Source organism: Terrabacter sp. FW104-15G4B, from assembly GCF_058790095.1.
Map to the genome: position 1 here is coordinate 87,674 of NZ_JBYTCI010000009.1, position 21,525 is coordinate 109,198.

The following is a 21,525-nucleotide window of genomic DNA, read 5'->3' on the forward strand; positions in this document are numbered from 1 at the left end:
CAAGGGTTGCGCAAGGATGGGTGGCGTGACCGACGACGTAGCGTTGCCGCTCGGCACGCTGCCGGACATGGCGGCGGCTACCGGCCTTCCCCTGAGACGACGTCTTGCCGGGTTGCTACTCGCACTGCTCCTGCCCGTCGCCCTGACGGCCTTGCTGGTGATGCTGAAGTCTGCCGTCGGGCTCGCCGGGGACGCGCTGGTGCTGCTGCTGGCCGTGATCGTGACGGCCCTCGTGGGCGGGCTGTGGCCCGCGATCGTGTCCGCGCTGCTGAGCTCGACGTTGCTCAACTACTGGTTCATCCCGCCCGTACGCACGTTGCAGATCGGCGAGCCGCACAACTACTGGACGGTGGGCGGTTTCGTGCTGGTCGGACTGCTGGTCAGCACGGTCGTCGACCGGGCCGCGTCGACGGCGACCGCAGCGGCCCGGGCGGCCGCCGAGGCGCGCACCCTGGCCGACGTCGCCAAGGCGACCTTGCGCGGGGAGGACGCACTGCCCACGCTGCTCGAGCACATGCGCCGCGCCTTCGGCATGACCTCGGCGAGCCTGCTGCGGCGCGACCCCGCCGCGTCGGGGGCCTGGCAGGTGGTCGAGGCGCGCGGCCCGGACGCGCCGGGCGAGCCGGGTCTGGCCGACGTACACCTCCCTGCCGGGGAGGACCTCGTCATCGCCCTCTCCGGCCGCCCTCTGAGTCCCTCCGATCGGGCGATCCTGGGTGCCTTCGCGGCCCAGGCCCAGGCGCTCCTCGAGCGGGACGAGTTGGCTCGGACGGCTGCCCTCGCGGCTCGGTTGGAGGCTTCCGAGCGGCTCCGGGACGCGCTGCTGGCCGCCGTCGGCCATGACCTTCGCACACCGCTGGCCTCCGCGACGGCGGCCGTCACCAGCTTGCGCAGCCGGGACATCACCTGGAGCGAGGACGAGCGTGACGAGCTGCTCGCCACCGCCGACGAGTCGCTGTCACGGCTCGCCTCGCTCGTCTCGGACCTGCTGGACCTATCGCGCCTTCGGGCGGGAGTGCTGTCGGTGCTGAGCCAGACGCTCTGGCTCGATGAGCTGGTGCCGCCGGTGCTCGACGAGCTGGGCCCTGACGCGACCCGGGTGGACATCGACCTGCCCGACGACCTGCCGGCAGTCGTCGGGGACGCCGCCCTGGTCGTACGCGTGCTCGTCAACGTCGTCGGCAACGCCCTGCGGCACGCCCCAGCCGACGCTGATCCACCCGAGCTGACGGGCTGCCAGGCCGGGGACCGCGTCGAGCTGCACGTCGTCGACCACGGTCGAGGGGTCGCGGAACGCGACCGAGACCGCATCTTCACCCCGTTCCAGCGCTTCGGCGACACGGACAACACCTCGGGCTTGGGCATCGGCCTGGCTCTGTCCAGAGGACTCGTCGAGGCCATGGGTGGGACGCTCGAGGCCAGGGACACCCCGAACGGAGGGCTCACCATGGTGCTCGCCCTACCCATCGCACCGGGAGTCGAGCCGTGACCCGCGTCGTGGTTGTCGACGACGACCCACAACTGGCCCGGGCCCTTCGGATCAACCTGCGCGCCCGTGACCATGAGGTCCATGTCGCCACGTCGGGGGAGGAGGCGCTACGCACCGTCGCAGCAGTCGCACCCGACCTCGTCATCCTCGATCTCGGGCTGCCCGACCTGGACGGCGTAGAGGTCATACACGGCGTGCGCGGGTGGAGCCAAGTCCCCATCATCGTGTTGTCCGGGCGTGGTGCGGGGCCCGACAAGGTCGCCGCCCTCGACGCCGGGGCCGACGACTACGTGACCAAGCCCTTCGGCATGGACGAGCTGCTCGCCCGGATCCGCGCCGTCACCCGGCGATCGCCCTCCGGCGACACCACGCCGGCCGCCCGGATCGTATTCGGCGACATCACCGTGGATCTCGCCGACAAGGTCATCACTCGACGGCGGATCGGCGGTACTGAGGAGCCTGTGCACCTGACGCCCACGGAGTGGAGCCTGCTCGCGGTCCTCGTACGTCAGCCCGGCAAGCTCATGTCGCAACGGCAACTGCTCACCCAGGTATGGGGACCGGCCTACGTCAACCAACCCGCGAACCTTCGGCTCTACATGACCCAGCTGCGCCGCAAGCTCGAACCGGAACCCACCCGACCACAACACCTCCTCACCGAACCAGGCATGGGCTATCGATTCCGCCCCGAGGGCCGCGGCGAGCCAGCACGCGTCGCCAACCCCAACGGGCCAGCAGCCAATGCGCCACAGTCCAACCCGTCACTCAGGCTCGGTCACGATCCGGAGTGAACCGCCCCGGTGAGTCGGGAGACTCAGTGGTTTGAGAGCTCCAGCTCCTGCTGGGCCCTGTTTTGAGCGTAGTAGGCGGCCTCGAGGTCGGCCGGTGAGATGTCGCCGCAGTACTCGTAGAGCCGGCGGTGGTTGAACCAGTCGACCCACTCGGCGGTCGCGTACTCGACGGCGTCGAGGGTGCGCCAGGGGCCGCGTGGTTTGATCAGCTCGGTCTTGAACAGGCCGTTGATCGACCCCGCCAGAGCGTTGTCGTACGACGAGCCGATCGACCCGACCGACGCCGCGATGTTCGCCTCGGCGAGGCGTTCGGTGTACCGGATCGCCGTGTACTGAGACCCTCGATCCGTATGCGCCACAACGGAATCCAGGGAACGGCCCTCGCGTTCCCGGGTCCACATAGCCTGCTCGAGGGCGTCCAGGACCAGCTGGGTGGACATGCTCGACCCGCACCGCCAGCCGATGATCCGGCGCGCGAACGCGTCGATGACGAACGCGACGTACACCCACCCCGCCCACGTCGACACGTAGGTGATTTCCGGGACCCAGAGCCGGTCGGGAGCGAGCGGGGCGAAGTCGCGCCGGACCAGGTCACGGGCCCGCGGGCCGGCTGGGACAGCCGGGTCGGCGATGGTGGTGCGCTTGACCTTGCGCCGCACCGCACCAGCCAGGCCGTCCTCGCGCATCAGCCGCTCGACCGTGCACCGGGCCCCGGAAATCCCTTCACGGTTCAAGGCCAGCCACACCTTCCGCGCCCCGTACACGCCGTAGTTGCTGGCGTGGAGCCGGCGGTTCTGTTGAGCAGCAGCGCATCCCGGTGCTCACGCACGGTCGCCTGACGGTTGACGTGGGCGTAGTACGTCGACGGGGCGATCGGCATCCCGTGCTCGCTGAGCACGGTGCAGATCGGCTCGACACCCCAACGCAGGCCACCGTTGTCGCGCTCCTCGCGGTGGTCGGCGTGCTCGCGGATGCACTCCACGATCAGCGGGAGGGCCGGTCGAGCTCGGCTCCGAAGAAAGCCGATGCCGCTTTCAGGATCGAGTTCGCCCGGCGCGGCTCGGCGTTCTCTCGTTTCAGCATCCAGGTGGCCGGCTCGAGACTGCGGTGCCGAGCCCTGCGGGGCGCTCCCCGCAGGCGGAACCGTCATGGCCAACTGGGTGGCGCGACGGCTACTCCGCCGGTCTTCGCGGACCAGTAGTCCGCCGAGCCGACGCCGAGAGCCCGTTCCGTGGGGCGCTGGCTATCGAGCTTCCAGCAGTCGCTTCGCAGTGTCGAGACCGGCCATCTCACTATCCATCGACTTCTGCACCGGACCCGACAGGAAGACCTTCTTCAGACCGGTGATTTCGGTGCCCAGGGAGAAGGTCACCTTGGTGCCGGCCGCCGTGGCGGCGAAGCGGAACTCGCCGGTGGGTCGAGCGGGGCCGGCAACCACCTTGAACGCGTAGCGGCTCGGTGGTTCATAACCGGTGACCTCGATGTCGGCGGGAATGCCGCGTCCCGCTGGTCCAGCGACAACCTGGTGGATTCTGGAACCGACGGCGGGGGGCCCTTCGGCAGCGATGCTCTTGACATGGGGCCGCCACGACAGGTCGTTCGCCGGGTCCGAGAAGAAGGCGAACACGGCCTCGACCGGGCGGGCGATGGTCACGGTGCGCTGTGCCTGCGGCATGTTGTCCTCTCGTCGGGGCGGTGGCTGCTCGGGGGTTCGCCGCCGCCTTGCATCCCTCATCGTGGCGGAATGTGACCCTCGATGATCGGTGAATCACAGACATATGCGCTGGCTCGCCACCGAGGTCGAGGTGCTCGTGGACGTATCAGCGGTCGCCAGGGCTTGAGGGGGCTAGACACGAACCTTGCTCCTGCCGACCAACTCGGCCACGCTTTGCCGATGGACTGGTTCCTCGGGGCCGCCGACCAGATCAGTGACTTCAGACGCGAGCTGGCGGCCTGCCTCTCGCGGCACGGGGCCTCCGGATGCGACGGCGCTATCGCGGACGCCAAGCTGGCGTCCGAGGCCCTCGGCAACGCCATGCGGCACACGGGTGGCCCCGTCTAGGTCTCGTTGTCATGGACCACCGAGCTGCCGGTGCTGCAGGTCTTCGATCGGCCCCGGCTTCGACACCGCAAGCCTCACGTCGACGACAGGCGTCCCGGTCCGGGACCCCGCGCGTGGGGAGGAAGGGAAGATGGTGCGGGTCTGGACGGCGTCGAGCTCGAGGCCGAGTCCGGCCGGGGGCTGCTCATCATGCAAGCCCTGGCTCCCGAGGTGGAGGTGTCGCTGAGGAAGCATGCCGGGGTCGTGGTCACGATGCGGCTGCCGGTGGCGCGCCGGCGTGCGGTGAGCATCGACCCGCCCCGGCGCCGCAGCCGTGTGCTGCCGGCCCTGCAGGAGGCGCGACTCGGTGGCGGCTTCGGCAAGGAGTCGTTCCTGCGGGCGTTGGTCGTGCAGCTGTCGCGCACCGTCGAGGAGCAGCATGGCCCCGACGCCGCCGAGACCGCGGTCGCCCAGGTGGGCACCGACGTCGGTGGCCAGATGGAGGCGGAGTTCCGGCTCGCCGAGGAGATCACGGGCCGGCTGACACCCGAAGAGCTCGGCCGCTGCTACGTGCGGCTGAAGCAGGCCATCGACGGCGACTTCCGGGTCGTCGAGGCGAGCGCCGAGCGGATCGTCCTGGAGAACACCCGGTGTCCCTTCGGCGACACGGTTCGCCGCGCACCCGCCCTGTGCCGGATGACCTCGAGTGTTTTCGGTGGCATCGCCGCCGGGAACACCCCGGTCGGAGCGTCGGTGCTGCTGGAGGAGCGGATCGCCGTCGGGGACAGAGGATGCCGTGTCGTGGTCTACCTCGGCTCAGCGCCGGCTGAGATCGAGCCGTTCGCGCACCACTACCTGGCCCCAATCTCTACCGCCCGCGGGTGACGCTGGGCGCCGCCCAGCCCCACCCACCGTGGCAGCCGGCATGTGCACATCGTCGAGCCTGGGTGGGCGCACCTCGGCCGGAGGGCGGGGGTCGATGGCGCACCCAAAGTCTGCCGGGGTGGCTACGCGATTGTTCGCACCTTGCGTAATGGACTAGCTGTCAGCCCACCGCCACGAGAGCGAAGACCCCTGCTGCGGTAAGCAGCGCAGGCCGGTTGCCCCAAGCGTCGGCGAATACTCCCGGCGGCGGCTGCGACGATCATGGCGACGGCGCGGTTGAAGGAACGCAGCGTGTTGTTGGTGCGGGCCGCGTGGTGGTCATCACAGCGCGGTCGGGACCTTGGCTCTGGTGCGTGCGGGTGTGGCGGCCGAGGCGCCCTCATCCTGCACGAGCGCCTCACCTGGCCGACTGCGCTCGCCGGCATGGTCGTCATCGCCTGCGCCCGGTTCGCGCTGACGCCAGGGCTGGTGCAGCCCACTGGCGCCTGCGATGGCCGATCGACCGGAGCCACACGGGGGCCGCGGCGAGTCGCCACCCCACGACGGCACGCACGCCCGGCGGAAGTAGAGGACGTCGTACGAAGGCCGCTGGACCGCGAGGAGGGCGATCAGGGCCTTGGCGTGCCTCCGTGATGGCCCGCGACGCGTCATTCGGTGGCGGATCGACGCTGCTCGTCGTCGAAGGCGAGGTGGACGGCCGCTTCCTTGGCGGAGGCGCCCGCGGCGACGGCCGAGCGGGTCAGTCCGATGTTGCGGGAGGTGGCGGCCATGGCGGCGGCGACGTGGCCGCGGCCGTAGGTCATCGAGTTGGTGGCGGCGACGCCGATGCTCGAGCCGACTTCGATGGCGTCCTGATCGGCGCCCATGTAGAGGAACTGCCACGCGTACTCGGCGGTCTGCCGCTCGATCAGCGCCTTGACCTGGGCGTGGGTGAGCTCGCGGGAGGAGTTCTCGTGGCCGTCGGTCATGATGCCGACGATGACGACGCCCGGACGTTCGGGCTCGGGCAGGGCGGCGAGGCGGGCGCCGGCCTCGCCGAGGAGGCGCCCGATGGAGTCGAGCAGCGCCGTGGACCCGCGCGGTGACAGCCGCAGCGGCGGCACGTCCGCCACCGGTACGTCCCGGTAGACCTCCTCGTACTGGTCGTCGAACTGCGCCAGGGTGACCCGGCACTCGCCGGGCTGGCTGCGCTGCTCGGCGATGAACGCGTCGAAGCCGCCTTCGGTGTCGTCCTTGATCGACTGCATCGAGCCGCTGCGGTCGAGCAGGAAGTAGAGGTGCGTGAGGTTCGGGTTCGTCATGGCGTCTCCTCCGTGCTGGGCTGGGCTGGTGGTCGTCAGGTGCTGCGGCGGGCGCGGAAGCGCACCGGGCGGTCCGACGCCTCGGGCGCGGGCCGGTGGCGTCCTTCCTCGAGGTCGTAGCGGGCACGCTCGACGCCGGCGGCGGTGACCCGTCCGGCCTCGGAGCCGTAGGCGCCGAGCAGGCTGGTGCGGGCCAGGCGCGGCCCGACGGCGTTCTCCGACAGGCCGGCCAGGGCGCCGGCGGTCCGGATCGTGCCGCCCTCGGCCACGAGGACCGCCGCCATCGCCTCGTCGACAGCGGAGGTCAGGTGCTCCTGGGCGGCTCGCAGCAGCGGCAGCGCGTCGAGCGGGCGGGACGCGTCGGCACGCTCGAGCGCCTCGCGCGCGGCGTCGACCGCCGTGCGCAGGGCCTGCTCCGTCTCTGCCGGCAGGGGCCGTCGTGCGTCGTCGCTCATCCACCCATGATAGGCGCAGTAACTGCGGCCCCGCAACCGTTGAGCCGATCCGATCGTGCGTCCGGCGGTCGGACGGGCGTTGTTTGACCGATGACAGCTGAGTTTGACCCATGACACGCCCCGCGCCATCGCGGGGCGGACCGTTTTGGCCATACGCTCCCACCCGAGCGGCGCGAGGCGTTGCAGTCGGGGCCTCCGAGCTCCCGCGCAGAGTTGGGACGTCTAGCCCGACATGCGGAGGGAGCCTCCGAGCCGCTATGGCAAACATATGGGAAACGCGGGGGCCGGGGCGGGGGCCCCGTGCGGGGCCCGCGTTCCGAACCGCTTGTCCGTCAAGGGAATCGCGGGAGAAGAGTCCGAGCGGCTCAGATGTCGAAGTACATCTCGAACTCGTGCGGGTGCGGGCGGAAGCGGATCGGGTCCACCTCGTTCTTGCGCTTGTACTCGATCCACGCCTCGATCAGGTCCTGGGTGAAGACGTCGCCCTCGAGCAGGTAGTCGTGGTCGGCCTCGAGCGCGTCGAGCACCTCGGGCAGCGAGCCAGGGACCTGCTCGATCGCCGCGTGCTCCTCGGGCGGCAGCTCGTAGAGGTCCTTGTCGACCGGCTCCGGCGGCTCGATGCGGTTCTTGATGCCGTCGAGGCCCGCCATCAGCTGTGCGGCGAAGCACAGGTACGGGTTCGCCGACGGGTCGGGCACGCGGAACTCGATCCGCTTGGCCTTGGGCGACGTGCCCGTGATCGGGATGCGCACGCAGGCGGAGCGATTGCGGGCGGAGTAGACGAGGTTGACCGGGGCCTCGTAGCCGGGGACCAGGCGGTGGTAGGAGTTCACCGTCGGGTTGGTGAAGGCGAGGAGCGACGGGGCGTGCTTGAGCAGGCCACCGATGTACCACCGCGCGATGTCGGATAGGCCGCCGTAGCCGCGCTCGTCGTAGAAGAGCGGCTCGCCGTTCTTCCACAGCGACTGGTGCGTGTGCATGCCCGAACCGTTGTCACCGAAGAGCGGCTTCGGCATGAACGTCGCCGTGTGGCCCTGCCTCCACGCGGAGTTCTTGACGACGTACTTGAACTTCATCAGGTCATCGCCGGAGTGAAGCAGCGTGTTGAAGCGGTAGTTGATCTCCATCTGGCCGGCGGTGCCGACCTCGTGGTGGCTGCGCTCGACGTTCAGACCGACCTCCTTGAGCTCGAGGCAGATCTTGTCGCGGAAGTCGGCGAAGTGGTCGACGGGGGAGACCGGGAAGTAGCCGCCCTTGTAGCGGGTCTTGTAGCCCTTGTTGCCGCCCTCCTCCTCACGCCCGGTGTTCCACGCGGCCTCGATGGAGTCGAGGTAGTAGTACGAGGCGTTCGACTTCGTCTCGAAGCGCACGTCGTCGAAGACGTAGAACTCCGCCTCGGCGCCGAAGTAGGCGGTGTCGGCGATGCCTGTGGACTTGAGGTACTCCTCGGCCTTGCTCGCGATGTTGCGCGGGTCGCGGCTGTAGCGCTCGTCCGTGAAGGGGTCGAGGATCGAGAAGTTCATGACCAGCGTCTTCTCTGCCCGGTACGGGTCGAGGAAGGCGGTCACGGGGTCGGGCACGAGCTTCATGTCGGACTCGTGGATCGCCTGGAAGCCGCGGATCGATGACCCGTCGAACATCTGGCCCACGGTGAAGAAGTCCTCGTCGACCGACTCAGCCGGCACGTTGAAGTGCTGCATGACACCGGGCAGATCGCAGAACCGAATGTCGACGAACTTGACGTCCTCGTCCTTGATGAACGTGAGGACCTCGTCAGCTGAGCTGAACATCCAACCTCCTGATGTGGGGCGAGGTCGTCCCCTGATCCGGAGCTGCGAGCGGCGCGGATCGAGGGACGGCCTCGTGCTGTCGGGTTTGACCCTAGCGACCACCGATTTCTCGGCCATGACCCGGATGTTTCGCCGGTGTTACGGGCGGACAGGGCCGGGCAAGGAGCCCGGCTGGCATCTCGTTACGCTGGACCCGTGGTGGACCGGAAGGACATGGGCTCGTGGCTGCAAGGCCCGCGGGCGCGAACGAGCTCCGACGAGGAGTACCGAGGGCGCGACCTGGGGCTCCCACGGCGTGGCCCCGGCTCGATCGCCGGCTTCGGCATCCGCCTCGTCGGTGTGCTCATCGACTGGGCCATTGCCTCGCTGATCGCCCGGGGCCTGTTCGGAGTCCCGCTGCCCTTCTCCCAGCCGCCCGCCTCGGGCCCGCAGGGCTTCCTCGTCCTCGGTGTCTTCGGGGTCATGCACCTGCTGCTGGTGGGCACGGTGGGATTCACCATCGGTCACCGCATCATGGGGCTCCAGGTGCGCTCGCTCGTCGGCAGCGGAAGAGTCCTGCCGCTTCAGGCGATCTCGCGAACCGTCCTGCTCTGCCTTTTCCTGCCCGCCGTGGTCTGGGACCGCGACGGCCGCGGCCTGCACGACAAGGTGCCGAACACCGTCATCGTCCGCTCCCGCTGACGGTCGAGGGAGCAGTTCGTCCGTCCTACGATCGAAAGAGCAGTTCGCCCGAACGGACGAACTGCTCTTTCCATCTGAGTGCCGCGCAGGGCGGCGGACGAACAACTGCTCTCTCGAGTCAGGGCTGCGCGGGGTAGCGGAGGTACAGCTCTCTCGGAGTCACTTGCCGCGCAAAGCCTTTCGGTCCATGCGGGTGCGCATCGGGTCGACGCCGGGCGGCAGGGGAGCGCGCATGCCGCCGAGCGCCTTGAGGCGCTTGTTGACCATCGCCATCTCGTCCTTGGTGATCTGGGGCTTGAGACGCTGCACCTTGCTCGCGAGCTTGGGCAGCGGCACCTCGTTGTCGCCGGACCCCACGCGCAGGGTGGTGACGGGCACACCGGGAGCGACGCGCTCGACGCGCTTCTTCTCGGCGGCCAGCAGCTTCTGGACGCGGCTCGTCGGGCCCTCGCCGACCAAGACTACGCCGGGGCGCCCGAGCGCGCGGTAGACCATGGCGGCCGAGTTGATGTCACCCGGGCGGGCGACGTCGGCGGCGACGGGCTCGCGGTCGGTGTACCAGCCCCGACGGATGGAGGTGAGGGCGGCACCGGCGGCGCCCGCCTGACCCTCGATCTGGCTGTAGGCGGCCCGCTCGGCGCGACGGCTCATGATGATGGTGGCGGCCAGGATGCCGAAGAGCACGCCGAAGATGCCGAAGATCCACGGCAGCTTCACGAGGAAGCCGACGATGAGCAGCACCCCGAAGACGACGAGGAACGACAGCAGCATGTACCAGCCGATGACCGGGTCAGCCTGCTTGGAGATCCGGTAGACGTCACGAATCTGGGACACACGTCCCTGCTTCTTGTCCTGGGGCGAGCTGCTCGCGTCGCCGTCCTTGTTGCGTGCCATGGTGCTCAGGATACGGCGCTCTGGGCGCGCGCCACCAACGATGCCGCCTCCTGGCGGGCCGGTGACTCCGCGGCCTCGGCGAGGTGCGACAGGTGCGCCGGGATCTCGCGTCCCCACTTGCGCATCGCGGTGGCCCAGAGGCGGCCGGCACGATAGGACGAGCGGACGAGCGGACCGGCCATGACGCCCTTGAAACCGATCGCCTCGGCGACCTCGGACCAGTGCACGAACTCCTCCGGCTTGACCCACCGGTCGATCGGGTGGTGCAGCTTGGAGGGGCGGAGGTACTGGGTGATCGTGAGGATGTCGCACCCCGCGTCGTGCAGGTCGCGGATGGCCTCCTCGATCTCGGGGTCCGTCTCACCCATGCCCAAGATGAGGTTGCTCTTGGTGACGAGCTGGGCCTCGCGGGCCATCGTCAGCACCTGCAGCGACTTCTCGTACGTGAACGCCGGTCGGATGCGCTTGAAGATGCGCGGCACCGTCTCGAGGTTGTGCGCGAAGACCTCGGGCCGCGCGTCAAAGACCTGGCTGACGAGCTCCGGCTTGGCGCCGAAGTCGGGCGGGAGGATCTCGACGCCCGTGTTGGGGTTGAGCAGGTGGATCTGGCGGATCGTCTCGGCGTAGAGCCCGGCGGCGCCGTCGGGCTGGTCGTCGCGCGCGACGCCGGTCACGGTCGAGTAGCGCAGACCCATCTGGGCCACGGACTCGGCCACGCGGCGCGGCTCGTCGAGGTCGAGGGAGGTCGGGCGGCCCGTGGCGATGTCGCAGAAGTCGCAGCGCCGGGTGCAGACGTCACCACCGATGAGGAAGGTGGCCTCCTTGTCCTCCCAGCACTCGAAGATGTTGGGGCAGCCGGCCTCCTGGCACACCGTGTGCAGGCCCTCGGACTTCACCATCGAGTGCAGGGCGGTGTACTCGGGTCCCATCTTGGCGGTCGTCCGGATCCAGGACGGCTTGCGCTCGATGGGGGTCTCGGCGTTGCGCGCCTCGACGCGCAGCAGACGACGGCCGTCGGGAACGACAGACACACGGGCTCCTTGGTCGGGATTTGCTGCTTCGCACAGGTTACGCCCACCGAGCGACAACTCTGGACGCAGGCGTATGCCGTCGGTATGCCGTCGGTTGGCCGTGGCCGTGGCCGTGGGCCGTGGCCGTGGCGGTGCGGCTCAGCTCACGTCGCGGCGCCGGAACGCGGCGACCCCGACCAGCACGACGAGGCCGAGCACGCCCAGCAGGTAGACCCATCCGTGCGTGTAGGTCAGGGTCTGCTCCCGGAACTCGCACGCCGTCGACGTGCAGGTCTCCGCGAAGTAGGTCGTGCCCTTGTCGATGAAGGCCTCGACGTTCTTGAGCACCGACCACTGCTGGAGCCGGCCCTGGAAGAAGGCCTGCACGGCAATGCCCTCGACGACGACCGCGAAGCCGAGCACGGCGCCGACGATGGCAGCGGTGTGCCGGAGCACCAGCCCGAGGGAGGCACCCACCAGTCCGGCGCCGAGGGAGAGGGCGACGACGCGAAGTCCGAGGACGAACAGGGGCTCGTCGAGGGCCGGGGCGTCGGGCAGGCCGAGGTCCGAGGCGGGCCGGTTGACGACGGCGACCATCCGGGCCCCGAGGTTGGTCAGCACCAGTCCCGCGACGGCGACGGCGGCTCCGCCGGCGGCAGCCGCGGTCAGCTTGCTGGCGGCGACCCGCACCCGGCGTGGCTGGAAGGTAAGCCAGGTGCCCATCGATCCGGTCGAGAACTCAGCCCCGACCAGGCTCGCGCCGAGGAGCAGTGCCACGAAGGCGAGCAGCAGGGCGCTGATCTTCACGATGCCCTTCGTGATCGTGTCGGCGACCGGCAGCGCGAGACCCATCTGCTCGAGGGTGGGCGTTTGTCCCTGCTGGTCGCACCCGAAGTCGAGCGTCTGGTCGCCGCTGCGCTCACGCTCGGCGGCCTGCTGGTCGCGGCACTCCTGCACCATCCGGGGCGCGTCCCGCTGAATCGAGCGATAGTCGTCCAGCTGTCGGGCGATGCGCTCCGGGTTGCTCTCGTTGTAGGCGTTGTAGATGGTCGCGCCGGTGAACAGCACCATGGCGATCACGGCGGCCTTGGTGAGGCGCCGCCACCACAGGCGGCGCAGCTCGACACCGACGAGGCCGACGAAGCTGGTGCCGCGAGGCCGTCGGTCCGCACGGGGGCGGGAGTCGGGGGAGATGAGCGTCTGGCTCATGCTGCGTCCCCCGTCCCGCGTCCACCGGCGGCCCGGTCGGCATCGCTGCCCAGACCCTCGTCGGCGGTGAGGGCGAGGAACGCCGACTCGAGGTCAGGGCGCACCGGCACGAGCTCGGCCACGTAGAGGCCGTGACCGGCGAGCGAGCGGGTGACGGCGGCAGGGTCCTCGGTGCCGACCACGAGGTGCGTCGCGTCGCGGCTCACCGAGAAGCCGGCGTCCTGCAGCAGCTGCGCGGCACGGTCGGGCGAGGCCACGCCGACCCGAACTTGGGCCACGCCTGCGCCGCCGAGGATGTCGGCGACACGGCCCTCGGCCAGGAGGGAACCGTGCCCGATGATCGAGACGGTGTCGGCGACCTGCTCGACCTCGGCGAGGATGTGCGAGCTGACGAGCACTGTCTTCCCTTGCGAACCAAGCGATCTCATCGTGTCGCGCACCTCGCGGATGCCGGCCGGGTCCAAGCCGTTGGTGGGCTCGTCGAAGATCAGCAGGTCGGGGTCCTTGAGCAGGGTGGCCGCGATCGCGAGCCGCTGCTTCATGCCGAGGGAGAAGCCGGCATACCGGTCGCGGCCGCGGTCGGACAGGTGCGTGGCTTCGAGCACCTCGTCGACGCGGTGGCGCGGGCTGCCGATCGCCCCGGCGAGCAGGACGAGGTTCTGGCGGGCGGTGAAAGCGGGGAAGAACTTCGGTGCCTCGACGATGGCGCCCACCCGGTCGATGACGGACGGGAGGCGCTTGGGCACCGCCTCGCCGAAGACCTCCGCGGTGCCGGAGTCGGCCCGGACGAGCCCGAGCAACATCCGGATCGTCGTCGTCTTCCCCGAGCCGTTGGGGCCGAGGAAGCCATGGACCCCGCCGAGCGGCACGGCCATGGACAGGCCGGTGACCGCGACGCGTCGCGACCCTCGGCTCAGGTACGTCTTGCGCAAGTTGACGGTGCGGACGGCGACGTCCATCGATCCCCCTGTGTAGACCGGTTGGTGGTCGACACCCTAGGGGCGCGAGGGACGCGCGGCGGGGCTAACAGGCGGTCGCCGACGTGTCGCGGCGTCAGCCCTGCGGCAAGGCGAGCGCTCGCCGGTTCGGCTGCAGCGTCGGCAGGATGTCGGCCAGGTGCTTCTCCACGTGGGGGAGCACCTCGGTGACGGGCACGTCGCGCCCGAGCTCGAAGGAGAGCGACGTGACCCCGGCGCCGACGATGCCGCACGGGATGATGACCTCCCCCCAGGACAGGTCAGGGTTGCAGTTGAGCGCGAAGCCGTGCATCGCCACCTGCCGGCTGACCCGGATGCCGATCGCCCCGATCTTGCGACGAGGACCGCGGTCGTCGGCAGCGATCCACGTGCCGCTCTCGCCCTCGACGCGCCCCGCCTCGACCCCGAAGTCGGCGCAGACGCGGATCATCATCTCCTCGATGTGCCGCACGTAGCCGACGACGTCGATCGGCGCGGGGAGGCGGACGATCGGGTAGCCGGTGATCTGCCCCGGGCCGTGCCAGGTGATCTTGCCGCCGCGGTCGACGTCGATGACCGGCGTGCCGTCGCTGGGACGCTCGTGGGGCTCGGTGCGCTTGCCGGCGGTGTAGACGGCGCGGTGCTCGAGGAGGTACACCGTGTCGGGCTCCTCCCCGGCGACGACCTTCGCGTGGGTGTCGCGCTGCACCTGCCAGGCCTGCTCGTAGTCCACGAAGTCGGGGTCGAGGCCGAGGTGGACGAAGCGCATGCGGCCACCCTACGCCGGGCGGCATACGATGCCGGAATGCCTCCCACCGAGCCGTCCTCGTCCACCCCGCTGCGCGTGGGGCTCGTCGGTTACGGCTCCGCAGGACGCGGCATCCACGCCCCGCTCATCGTGCGGGCAGGGCTCACCCTGGCGGCGGTCTCGACGTCGAACGCGACGCGTGCCGACGAGGTGCGGTCCGACGTGCCGGACGCCGAGGTCGTCCCCGACCTCGAGGCGCTCCTCGGAGTCGAGGGCCTGGACCTCGTTGTCCTCGCCTCGCCGAGCGGGGTGCATGCCGATCAGGCCAAGAGCGTCATCGAGGCGGGTATCGCGCTGGTCGTGGACAAGCCGCTCGCCGTCGATGCCAGCCGCGCCCTCGAGGTCCTCGACCTGGCGGCGCACCGTGGCGTGCCGCTCACGGTCTTCAACAACCGTCGCTTCGACCCGGAGCTGGCGGCCCTGCGGTTCGTCCGTGACAAGGGGCTCGTCGGGGAGATCTGGCGGGCCGAGTACCGCTGGGACCGTTGGCGTCCCGTGCCGAAGCAGCGCTGGCGCGAGAAGGTGCCGGCCACCGAGGGCGGCGGTCTGCTGCTCGACCTCCAGACCCATCTCGTCGACCAGGCCGTGCTGCTGCACGGTGAGGTGGAGTCGGTCTACGCCGAGGTCGATGCCCGCACGACCGTCGCCGAGGACGACACGTTCCTCGCCTGCCGCCACACCTCGGGCGTCCTGAGCCACGTGATGTCGAGCTCGGTCAACGGCGCACCCGGGCCCCGGGCCCGCCTGAACGGTTCGGCGGGGTCCTACGTCATCGGACGCCAGTTCGATGACGTCAGTGCCTTCACCGAGTTCGAGAACGAGGGCGACGCCGTCGGCTGGCTCGTGCGTGGAGACGAGCGTGAGCCGGGGCCCGTCGTGACCGACGCCGACCAGGCGAACTTCTACCGGGCCGTGGCCGCGGCGCTCGTGTCGACCGACCCCCAGACGACCATGCCCGTCGACCCTCGTGACGCCGTGCACGTCCTGGCCGTGATCGACGCCGCGCGCATCAGTGCCCGCGACGGCCGGGTCGTCGACGTCGTGACCCCCGGACAGACTCCCTGAGCCGTCCTCGCGCGGGCAGCCCCCGATGGCGTATGCCGTGTGCGGCGCGGGTGCCGCCGCCGGTGGCGTCGTGGCGAGCCTGTGGATGATGCGCCCGCCCGACGCCCGGCCGCTGTTTGCATGGGCTGGTGACCGACAACGAGCAGGAGAAGGCACCTGAGCGACCGGACGTGCCCGGGCACCGCGTCGATGCCGTGATCGGCGTCGGCGGATCGGCCGTGGTGTGGTCGGGGTCGGACCCGGCGGGTCGGCAGGTGGCGATCAAGGTGCCGCACCGGGGACGTGACGAGGCCGACGTGCGGCAGTCGATCGCGGAGCAGCAGGTGCTGCTCGCGGTGCAGCACGAGCACCTCGTACCGCTCCGGGCGGTGGTCCCCCTCACTGACGGGCGGGAGGCGCTGGTCTTCGACCTGGTGCGCGGGGCTCCGCTCGCGGGGATGGTCACCGCGCGCGGTCACCTGCGCCCGGGTGAGGTCGTCACGGTGCTCAGCCCGGTGTGCGAGGCGGTGGCCCACCTGCATGAAGCCGGGGGAGTGCATGCCGACATCTCCGCGTCCAACATCACCGTGACCCCGGAGGGCCGGCCGGTCCTGCTCGACCTCGGCGCGGTGCGGGTGGCTGGGCGGGACGCCGAGCGCGCTTGGGGCACCGCGGGGTTCGTCGCCCCGGAGGTCCGGCTCGGAGCGCACCCGAACGAGGCCGCCGACGTCTACGCGCTCGGGGCGGTGGCATGGTTCTGCCTGACCGGCAACGGTGCCCCCGACACGATGATGCGCCTCGACCACGAGATCGTCGTGAGCCATGTCGGAGCCGAGCTGGCCGTGGTGGTGGCGGCCGCCATCGACCCGGAGCCGGAGACCCGGCCGAGTGCCGCCGAGCTGGCCCGGCTCTTCTACGACGCGGCGCAGGCGGAGCCCGTCGAGGTCGTCGTCGCCGCGGACGACGCGTCTGCGCTGACGCACCGGCTGCGCGCCGATGCCGAGCGCGAGGCTCGCGTGCCGAGCCCCGACACCCGCCGGTGGCCACGTCGCTGCCCACGGTGCTGGCCACGTCGCTGGTCGCCTCCGGTGCTGGTACCAGTCCTCCTCGTCCTGCCACTGCTGGCCGCCATGGTCTGGGCGTTGGCCTCGCGGGCGCCCGACGCGGCCGCCTCGGCCACCACCGGACGAGTTCGGGCGACCGCTCCGGGCGGCGTTGTTGCCACGTCGGAGCACATCACGGCGGAACCGGTCAGGACGAAACCCGCCACGTCCCAGCCGGCAACGGCCGAGGCCGCGAAGGCCGCCGACCGGGTGGTCAGGAACGCCGCAAGCCCGTCGACGCGTCCGGAGGACCTGCTCCAGGCCCTCAGCGACCGTCGCTCGGTGGCGCTCGCTGCCCGCGACACCCGGGCGCTCGCCGCCGTGCACGCGACGTCGTCTCCCAGCGAACAGAGCGACCGGGTGCTCGTGACCGGGCTGCTCACCGCCGGGACGCGCTGGCAGGGGCTGCGCCTCGAGGTGGCCGAGGCCCTCTTCGTGTCCGGCTCGACGAGCGAGGCGGTGCTGCGCGCGCGCGTCGACTGGACCGCATACGTCGTCGTGGCGTCCGACGGGGCACGAACACCGAAGCCGGCGGATACCGGACGCGTGCTCGACTTCCGCCTGACGAGGGGCAGCGCGGGGTGGCGGATCAGCGCGATCAGCGCCGCACCAGCCACCTGACGGCCCTCTCGAGGTCGGGGTGCTCGAACGTGAACCCCGAGGCCAGCAGGGCTGCCGGCTCGATGTGCTGGCTCGCAACGACGTAGTCGGCGAACTCGCCGACGACGGCGCGCATCGCGAAGCGCGGGGCCGGGACGAACGCCGGGCGCGAGAGAGCCCTGCCGAGGGCCGACGAGATCTGCTGCTGCCGAGCGGCTTCCGGCCCGACGAGGTTGAACGGCCCGACGAGCTCGGGATGGTCGATGAGGTGCGCGATGGCGCGGACCTCGTCCACGAGGGTGATCCACGGCCACCACTCGCGGCCGGTGCCCATCGGTCCGCCGAGACCCAGTCGGCCGAGCAGCAGCATCGGCTTGAAGGCCCCGCCGTCGGGTGCCATGACCAGGCCGCTGCGCGCCAGGGCCACGGGGATGCCGGCGTCGGCCGCCGGCTGCGTCGCGCCCTCCCAACGGACGACGACACCGGCGAGGAAGTCCTGGCCTGGGGCGCTGGGCTCGGTGAGGACCTCGTCACCCCGGTCACCGTAGTAGCCGACGGCAGACGCGTTGACGAGCCTGACCGTCTCGCCCGTGCGCTCGCGGTGCGCCAGCAGGGCCTGGACGACGGTGCCGGCGGCGTCGGTGCGTGACCGCTCGACAGCCCGCTTGTGCTCGGCGCTCCAGCGGTGGTCGCCGATGCCCACCCCTGCGAGGTTGACGACCGCATCCACACCGTCGAGCACACCCTCGCCGATCCGCCCGCGGGCGGGGTCCCACTCCACCTCGTCGGGCGCCGTGGGGGAGTGCCGGACCAGACGGATGACCTCGTCGCCCCGCTCGCCGAGGTGACGACGAAGCGCGCCCCCGATCAGGCCGGACGAGCCGGTGACGGCGACGCGCTTCGTCATGTGGTGCTCCTCATGGAGGCTGACGTCAGGCCTCGAACTGGCCCTCTTCGAGACGTGCCTTCATCGTCGCGAGGAACCGAGCCGCGTCGGCCCCGTCGACGATGCGGTGGTCGTAGGAGAGCGCGAGGTACATCATCGAGCGGATCGCGATGGTCTCGCCGCCGTCGGCGTCGGTGACCACGACGGGACGCTTGACGATCGCCCCGGTGCCGAGGATCGCGACCTGCGGCTGGTTGATGATCGGCGTGTCGAAGAGCGCCCCGCGGCTGCCGGTGTTGGTGATCGTGAAGGTGCCACCGGCCAGGTCGTCGGGCGTGATCTTGTTGCTGCGCGTGCGGGCCGCCACGTCGGCGATCGCACGGGCGAGGCCGGCGATGTTGAGGTCGCCGGCGTTCTTGACGACCGGGACGATGAGGCCCTTCTCGGTGTCGACCGCGATCGAGAGGTTCTCGGTGCCGTGGTAGACGACCTCGTCGCCCTCGATGCTCGCGTTGACCATCGGGTGCGCCTTGAGCGCCTCGGTCGCGGCGAGGGCGAGGAAGGGCAGGAAGCTGAGCTTCGTGCCCTCGCGGGCCTCGAAGTCGGCCTTGACCCGGGCCCGCAGGCGCGCGACCTTCGTCAGGTCGACCTCGACGACGGTGGTCAGCTGCGCCGAGACCTGCAGCGACTCGACCATCCGCGCGGCGATGACCTTGCGCAGACGCGTCATCTTCTCGCGGGTGCCGCGCTTGGGCGAGACCGCCGACGTCCCGGCGGACGCTGCCGGGACCGCCTGGGCCGCGGGCGCTGCGGCCGGGGTCGCGGCCGGCGCCGCGGCGGGCGCTGCTGCCTTGGCGGCTTCCGCGGCCTTGGCGGCCTTGGCGGCTTCGGCGGCCTCGAGCACGTCCTGCTTGCGGATGCGGCCCCCGACACCGGTGCCGGTGACGGAGCCGAGGTCGACGCCGTGCTGATTGGCGAGCTTGCGCACGAGGGGCGTGACGTACGCGGCAGCGTCGTCGCGGGACGAGGCGGTGTCCTGGAGTGCGGCGGACGGCTCGGGCGCCTCGGGTGACTGCTGGGCGGCGGGACGGGGAGCGTCGGCCGGCTTACCGGCGGCCTCTGCGCGCGCCTCCTCGGGCTTCGCCTGCGCGGGAGCCTCCGCGCCGGCAGGCGCCTCGGCGGCCTCCTGGGCCTTGGCATCGGGACCGGCGGACTGCGGCGCGGGAGCCGCCTCGGGCTCGGGTGCCTGCTCCTGCTGGGGGGCCTGCGCCGGCTCGGGCTGCGGCTCGGGCTGCGGCTCGGGCTGCGGCTCGGCCTTGGGCTGGGCCTCCGGCTCGCCACCACCGATGACGGCGAGGTCGGCGCCGACCGGGACGGTGTCGTCCTCCTGGACGAGGATCTTCGTCAGGGTGCCGGCCACCGGCGAGGGGATCTCGGTGTCGACCTTGTCGGTCGAGACCTCGAGGAGCGGCTCGTCGACGGCGACCTCGTCGCCCTCGGCCTTGAGCCAGCGGGTGACGGTGCCCTCGGTGACCGACTCGCCGAGGGCGGGCATCGTCACGGTCTGGCCGTCGCCACCGCTGCTCGAGGAGGCACCGGCCTGGGGCTGCGTCGCCTGCTTCGCCTCGGGCTCGCTGGTCGCCGGCTGCGGCTCCTGCTCGATGCTCGGGGCCTCCGGTGCGGGCGGGGCCTCGGCCTGCGCGGGCTGCTCCGGCTCCGGCTCGGCAGCGGCTGCAGGGGCGTCGGAGCCGGCGGCGGGCGCGGCACCGTCGCCGATGACGGCCAGGTCGGCGCCGACGGGCACGGTGTCGTCCTCCTGAGCGAGGATCTCCTGCAGGGTGCCCGCCACGGGCGAGGGGATCTCGGTGTCCACCTTGTCGGTCGAGACCTCGAGCAGCGGCTCGTCGATCTCGATGCGGTCACCGACGTTCTTCAGCCAGCGGGTGACGGTCCCCTCGGTGACTGACTCACCCAGGGCCGGCATGGTCACGCGTTCTGACATGACGTGTTTTCTCCTCTTCCCAGTTTCTGGCTCAAGCGTGTGCGTGCAGGGGCTTACCCGCCAAGGCCAAGTGTGCCTCGCCGAGTGCTTCGTTCTGTGTGGGGTGCGCGTGGACGAGACCCGCGACGTCCTCCGGGTGTGCTTCCCAGTTGACGATGAGCTGCGCCTCGCCGATCTGCTCGCCCATCCGGGCGCCGATCATGTGGACGCCGACGACGGGTCCGTCGACCTGGCGCACGAGCTTGACGAAACCCTGCGTGCCGAGGATCTGGGACTTGCCGTTGCCGCCGAGGTTGTACTCGTAGGTCGCGACCTCGCCGTGCTTCTCGCGGGCCTGCGCCTCGGTGAGGCCGACGCTCGCGATCTCGGGGTCGCAGTAGGTCACGCGCGGGATGCCCGTCTCGTCGATGACGGCCGGCGCGAGCCCGGCGATCTCCTCGGCGACGAAGATGCCCTGCGCGAAGCCGCGGTGCGCGAGCTGTAGGCCGGGCACGATGTCGCCGACGGCGTAGACGCCCTCGACGTTGGTGCGCATGCGCTCGTCGGTGGGGACGAAACCGCGGTCGACCGTGACGCCGGCGGCCTCGTAGCCGAGCCCGTCGGTGACCGGGCCGCGGCCGACGGCCACGAGCAGCAGGTCCGCGTCGATCGTCTCGCCCGACTCGAGCGAGACGGTGACGACGTCGCCCTGCTGGGTCGCTCCGGCGAAGCGCACACCGGTCTTGAACGCGATCTTGCGCTTGCGGAAGGAGCGCTCGAGCTGCTTGCTGATCGCCTCGTCCTCCGCGGCGACGAGTCGCGGGAGGGCCTCGATGATCGTCACCTCGGAGCCGAAGCTCTTGAAGACGGAGGCGAACTCGACACCGATGACGCCGCCACCGAGCACGATGACCCGTGCCGGCACGTGGTCGAGCGACAGCGCCTGCTCGCTCGTCATGATGCGCCCGCCGATCTCCAGGCCTGGGAGCGACTTGGCGTAGCTGCCCGTCGCGAGGACGACGTTGCGGCCGGTGACGCGGCGGTCGCCCACGACGACGGTGTGCGCCCCGTCCAGGACGCCCGCCCCCTCGACGTAGTCGATCTTCGCGGCCTTCACCAGGCCCTGCAGGCCCTTGTACAGCCGGATGACCACACCGTCCTTGTAGGCGTTCACGCCGGACATGTCGACGGACTCGAAGGTCGTCTTGACGCCGAACGAGGCGCCCTCGCGGGCGACGTCGGCCACCTCGGCGGCGTGCAGCAGCGCCTTGGTGGGGATGCACCCCTGGTGCAGGCAGGTGCCGCCCAGGCGCCCCTTCTCGACCAGGGCCACCGACAGGCCGAGCTCCGCCGACCGCAGGGCGCAGGCGTAGCCGCCGGACCCTCCACCGAGAATGACGACGTCGTAGTCGCCTGCGGCATCAGCCGGCATGTGCATGTGCTCCTTCGGGTCGATCGCCGTCTCCTGCCGTCGTGCAGCGGAGTCCGGGGCGGTGCATGGGCGGTGCTTGGGCGGTGCTGGGGTGGCACAGTTTCACGCGCGGGTGGGCGTGCCCCTGCATCTTGTCATTGATCGTTTGGGACGTCACAGGCAGGTCACA

Annotated in this window: 19 protein-coding genes and 1 pseudogene; 7 read left to right on the forward strand and 13 right to left on the reverse strand. The window is 70.8% G+C overall.

Annotated features, from left to right (window positions below):
• The first annotated feature begins 25 nt into the window (after positions 1–25).
• Together AC3WRT_RS09595 and AC3WRT_RS09600 are read left to right on the forward strand one after the other, a co-directional pair.
• On the forward strand, positions 26–1,489 hold the full coding sequence (locus tag AC3WRT_RS09595; RefSeq protein WP_492721260.1) for a sensor histidine kinase: 1,464 nt from the start codon (positions 26–28) through the stop codon (positions 1,487–1,489).
• The gene (locus tag AC3WRT_RS09600) at positions 1,486–2,280 is read left to right on the forward strand and encodes a response regulator (RefSeq protein WP_492721263.1); all 795 of its coding nucleotides are present in this window, start codon (positions 1,486–1,488) and stop codon (positions 2,278–2,280) included. Before AC3WRT_RS09595 ends, AC3WRT_RS09600 begins: the two co-directional genes overlap by 4 nt.
• Before the next feature lie 23 nt (positions 2,281–2,303).
• Here AC3WRT_RS09600 and AC3WRT_RS09605 read toward each other — a convergent pair.
• Both AC3WRT_RS09605 and AC3WRT_RS09610 read right to left on the reverse strand, forming a co-directional pair.
• A pseudogene (locus AC3WRT_RS09605) lies at positions 2,304–3,360 on the reverse strand (IS3 family transposase); the annotation flags it as partial.
• A 163-nt stretch (positions 3,361–3,523) separates the two neighbouring features.
• Complete coding sequence (locus AC3WRT_RS09610; protein ID WP_492721265.1) at positions 3,524–3,955, reverse strand: SRPBCC family protein; 432 nt, start codon at positions 3,953–3,955, stop codon at positions 3,524–3,526.
• 219 nt (positions 3,956–4,174) lie between these two features.
• Here AC3WRT_RS09610 and AC3WRT_RS09615 point away from each other — a divergent pair, with 219 nt between their 5' ends.
• Positions 4,175–4,342, forward strand: a complete 168-nt coding sequence (locus AC3WRT_RS09615; protein ID WP_492721267.1) for a hypothetical protein — start codon at positions 4,175–4,177, stop codon at positions 4,340–4,342.
• 189 nt (positions 4,343–4,531) lie between these two features.
• The gene (locus tag AC3WRT_RS09620; protein ID WP_492721269.1) at positions 4,532–5,206 is read left to right on the forward strand and encodes a methanogen output domain 1-containing protein; all 675 of its coding nucleotides are present in this window, start codon (positions 4,532–4,534) and stop codon (positions 5,204–5,206) included.
• 647 nt (positions 5,207–5,853) lie between these two features.
• On the opposite strand, the gene AC3WRT_RS09625 is transcribed toward AC3WRT_RS09620, so the two are convergent.
• From AC3WRT_RS09625 to glnA, 3 genes are all read right to left on the reverse strand, one after another.
• Positions 5,854–6,507: a vWA domain-containing protein gene (locus tag AC3WRT_RS09625; protein ID WP_492721271.1), complete on the reverse strand. Its 654-nt coding sequence runs from the start codon at positions 6,505–6,507 to the stop codon at positions 5,854–5,856.
• A gap of 35 nt (positions 6,508–6,542) precedes the next feature.
• Positions 6,543–6,962 carry a hypothetical protein gene (locus tag AC3WRT_RS09630; RefSeq protein ID WP_492721273.1) on the reverse strand — a complete coding sequence of 140 codons (420 nt, stop codon included), beginning with the start codon at positions 6,960–6,962 and terminating at the stop codon, positions 6,543–6,545.
• A 365-nt stretch (positions 6,963–7,327) separates the two neighbouring features.
• A complete protein-coding gene (glnA, locus tag AC3WRT_RS09635; RefSeq protein WP_492721275.1) occupies positions 7,328–8,752 on the reverse strand; it encodes a type I glutamate--ammonia ligase in 1,425 nt (474 codons plus the stop codon).
• A gap of 195 nt (positions 8,753–8,947) precedes the next feature.
• Between glnA and AC3WRT_RS09640 the strand changes: the two genes are divergently transcribed.
• On the forward strand, positions 8,948–9,433 hold the full coding sequence (locus tag AC3WRT_RS09640) for an RDD family protein (RefSeq protein WP_492721277.1): 486 nt from the start codon (positions 8,948–8,950) through the stop codon (positions 9,431–9,433).
• A 159-nt stretch (positions 9,434–9,592) separates the two neighbouring features.
• Here the strand turns inward: AC3WRT_RS09640 and AC3WRT_RS09645 are convergent, their stop codons facing one another.
• The 5 genes from AC3WRT_RS09645 to lipB all read right to left on the reverse strand — a co-directional run bounded on the left by AC3WRT_RS09645 (position 9,593) and on the right by lipB (position 14,271).
• Positions 9,593–10,327 carry a DUF4191 domain-containing protein gene (locus AC3WRT_RS09645; protein ID WP_492721279.1) on the reverse strand — a complete coding sequence of 245 codons (735 nt, stop codon included), beginning with the start codon at positions 10,325–10,327 and terminating at the stop codon, positions 9,593–9,595.
• Between the two features lie 5 nt (positions 10,328–10,332).
• Positions 10,333–11,358, reverse strand: a complete 1,026-nt coding sequence (lipA, locus tag AC3WRT_RS09650) for a lipoyl synthase (protein WP_492721282.1) — start codon at positions 11,356–11,358, stop codon at positions 10,333–10,335.
• 138 nt (positions 11,359–11,496) lie between these two features.
• Positions 11,497–12,546, reverse strand: a complete 1,050-nt coding sequence (locus AC3WRT_RS09655; RefSeq protein ID WP_492721284.1) for an ABC transporter permease subunit — start codon at positions 12,544–12,546, stop codon at positions 11,497–11,499.
• Complete coding sequence (locus AC3WRT_RS09660; RefSeq protein ID WP_492721285.1) at positions 12,543–13,505, reverse strand: ATP-binding cassette domain-containing protein; 963 nt, start codon at positions 13,503–13,505, stop codon at positions 12,543–12,545. Before AC3WRT_RS09660 ends, AC3WRT_RS09655 begins: the two co-directional genes overlap by 4 nt.
• 94 nt (positions 13,506–13,599) lie before the next feature.
• Entirely contained in the window at positions 13,600–14,271 is a 672-nt protein-coding gene (lipB, locus tag AC3WRT_RS09665; RefSeq protein WP_492721288.1) for a lipoyl(octanoyl) transferase LipB, read from the reverse strand.
• 36 nt (positions 14,272–14,307) lie between these two features.
• Between lipB and AC3WRT_RS09670 the strand changes: the two genes are divergently transcribed.
• Together AC3WRT_RS09670 and AC3WRT_RS09675 are read left to right on the forward strand one after the other, a co-directional pair.
• Positions 14,308–15,375 carry a Gfo/Idh/MocA family protein gene (locus tag AC3WRT_RS09670; protein ID WP_492721290.1) on the forward strand — a complete coding sequence of 356 codons (1,068 nt, stop codon included), beginning with the start codon at positions 14,308–14,310 and terminating at the stop codon, positions 15,373–15,375.
• Positions 15,376–15,503: 128 nt separating this feature from the next.
• Positions 15,504–17,078, forward strand: coding sequence for a serine/threonine-protein kinase (locus tag AC3WRT_RS09675; protein ID WP_492721291.1), 1,575 nt, complete (start codon positions 15,504–15,506; stop codon positions 17,076–17,078).
• Here the strand turns inward: AC3WRT_RS09675 and AC3WRT_RS09680 are convergent.
• From AC3WRT_RS09680 to lpdA, 3 genes are read right to left on the reverse strand one after another with little or no spacing between them, the layout of a single operon-like run.
• A complete protein-coding gene (locus AC3WRT_RS09680; RefSeq protein WP_492721293.1) occupies positions 17,056–17,964 on the reverse strand; it encodes a TIGR01777 family oxidoreductase in 909 nt (302 codons plus the stop codon). The two genes, AC3WRT_RS09675 and AC3WRT_RS09680, sit on opposite strands and share 23 nt — an antisense overlap.
• A gap of 25 nt (positions 17,965–17,989) precedes the next feature.
• Entirely contained in the window at positions 17,990–19,945 is a 1,956-nt protein-coding gene (gene sucB / locus AC3WRT_RS09685; protein ID WP_492721296.1) for a 2-oxoglutarate dehydrogenase, E2 component, dihydrolipoamide succinyltransferase, read from the reverse strand.
• A 31-nt stretch (positions 19,946–19,976) separates the two neighbouring features.
• Entirely contained in the window at positions 19,977–21,356 is a 1,380-nt protein-coding gene (gene lpdA / locus AC3WRT_RS09690) for a dihydrolipoyl dehydrogenase (protein WP_492721298.1), read from the reverse strand.
• Positions 21,357–21,525: the final 169 nt, after the last annotated feature.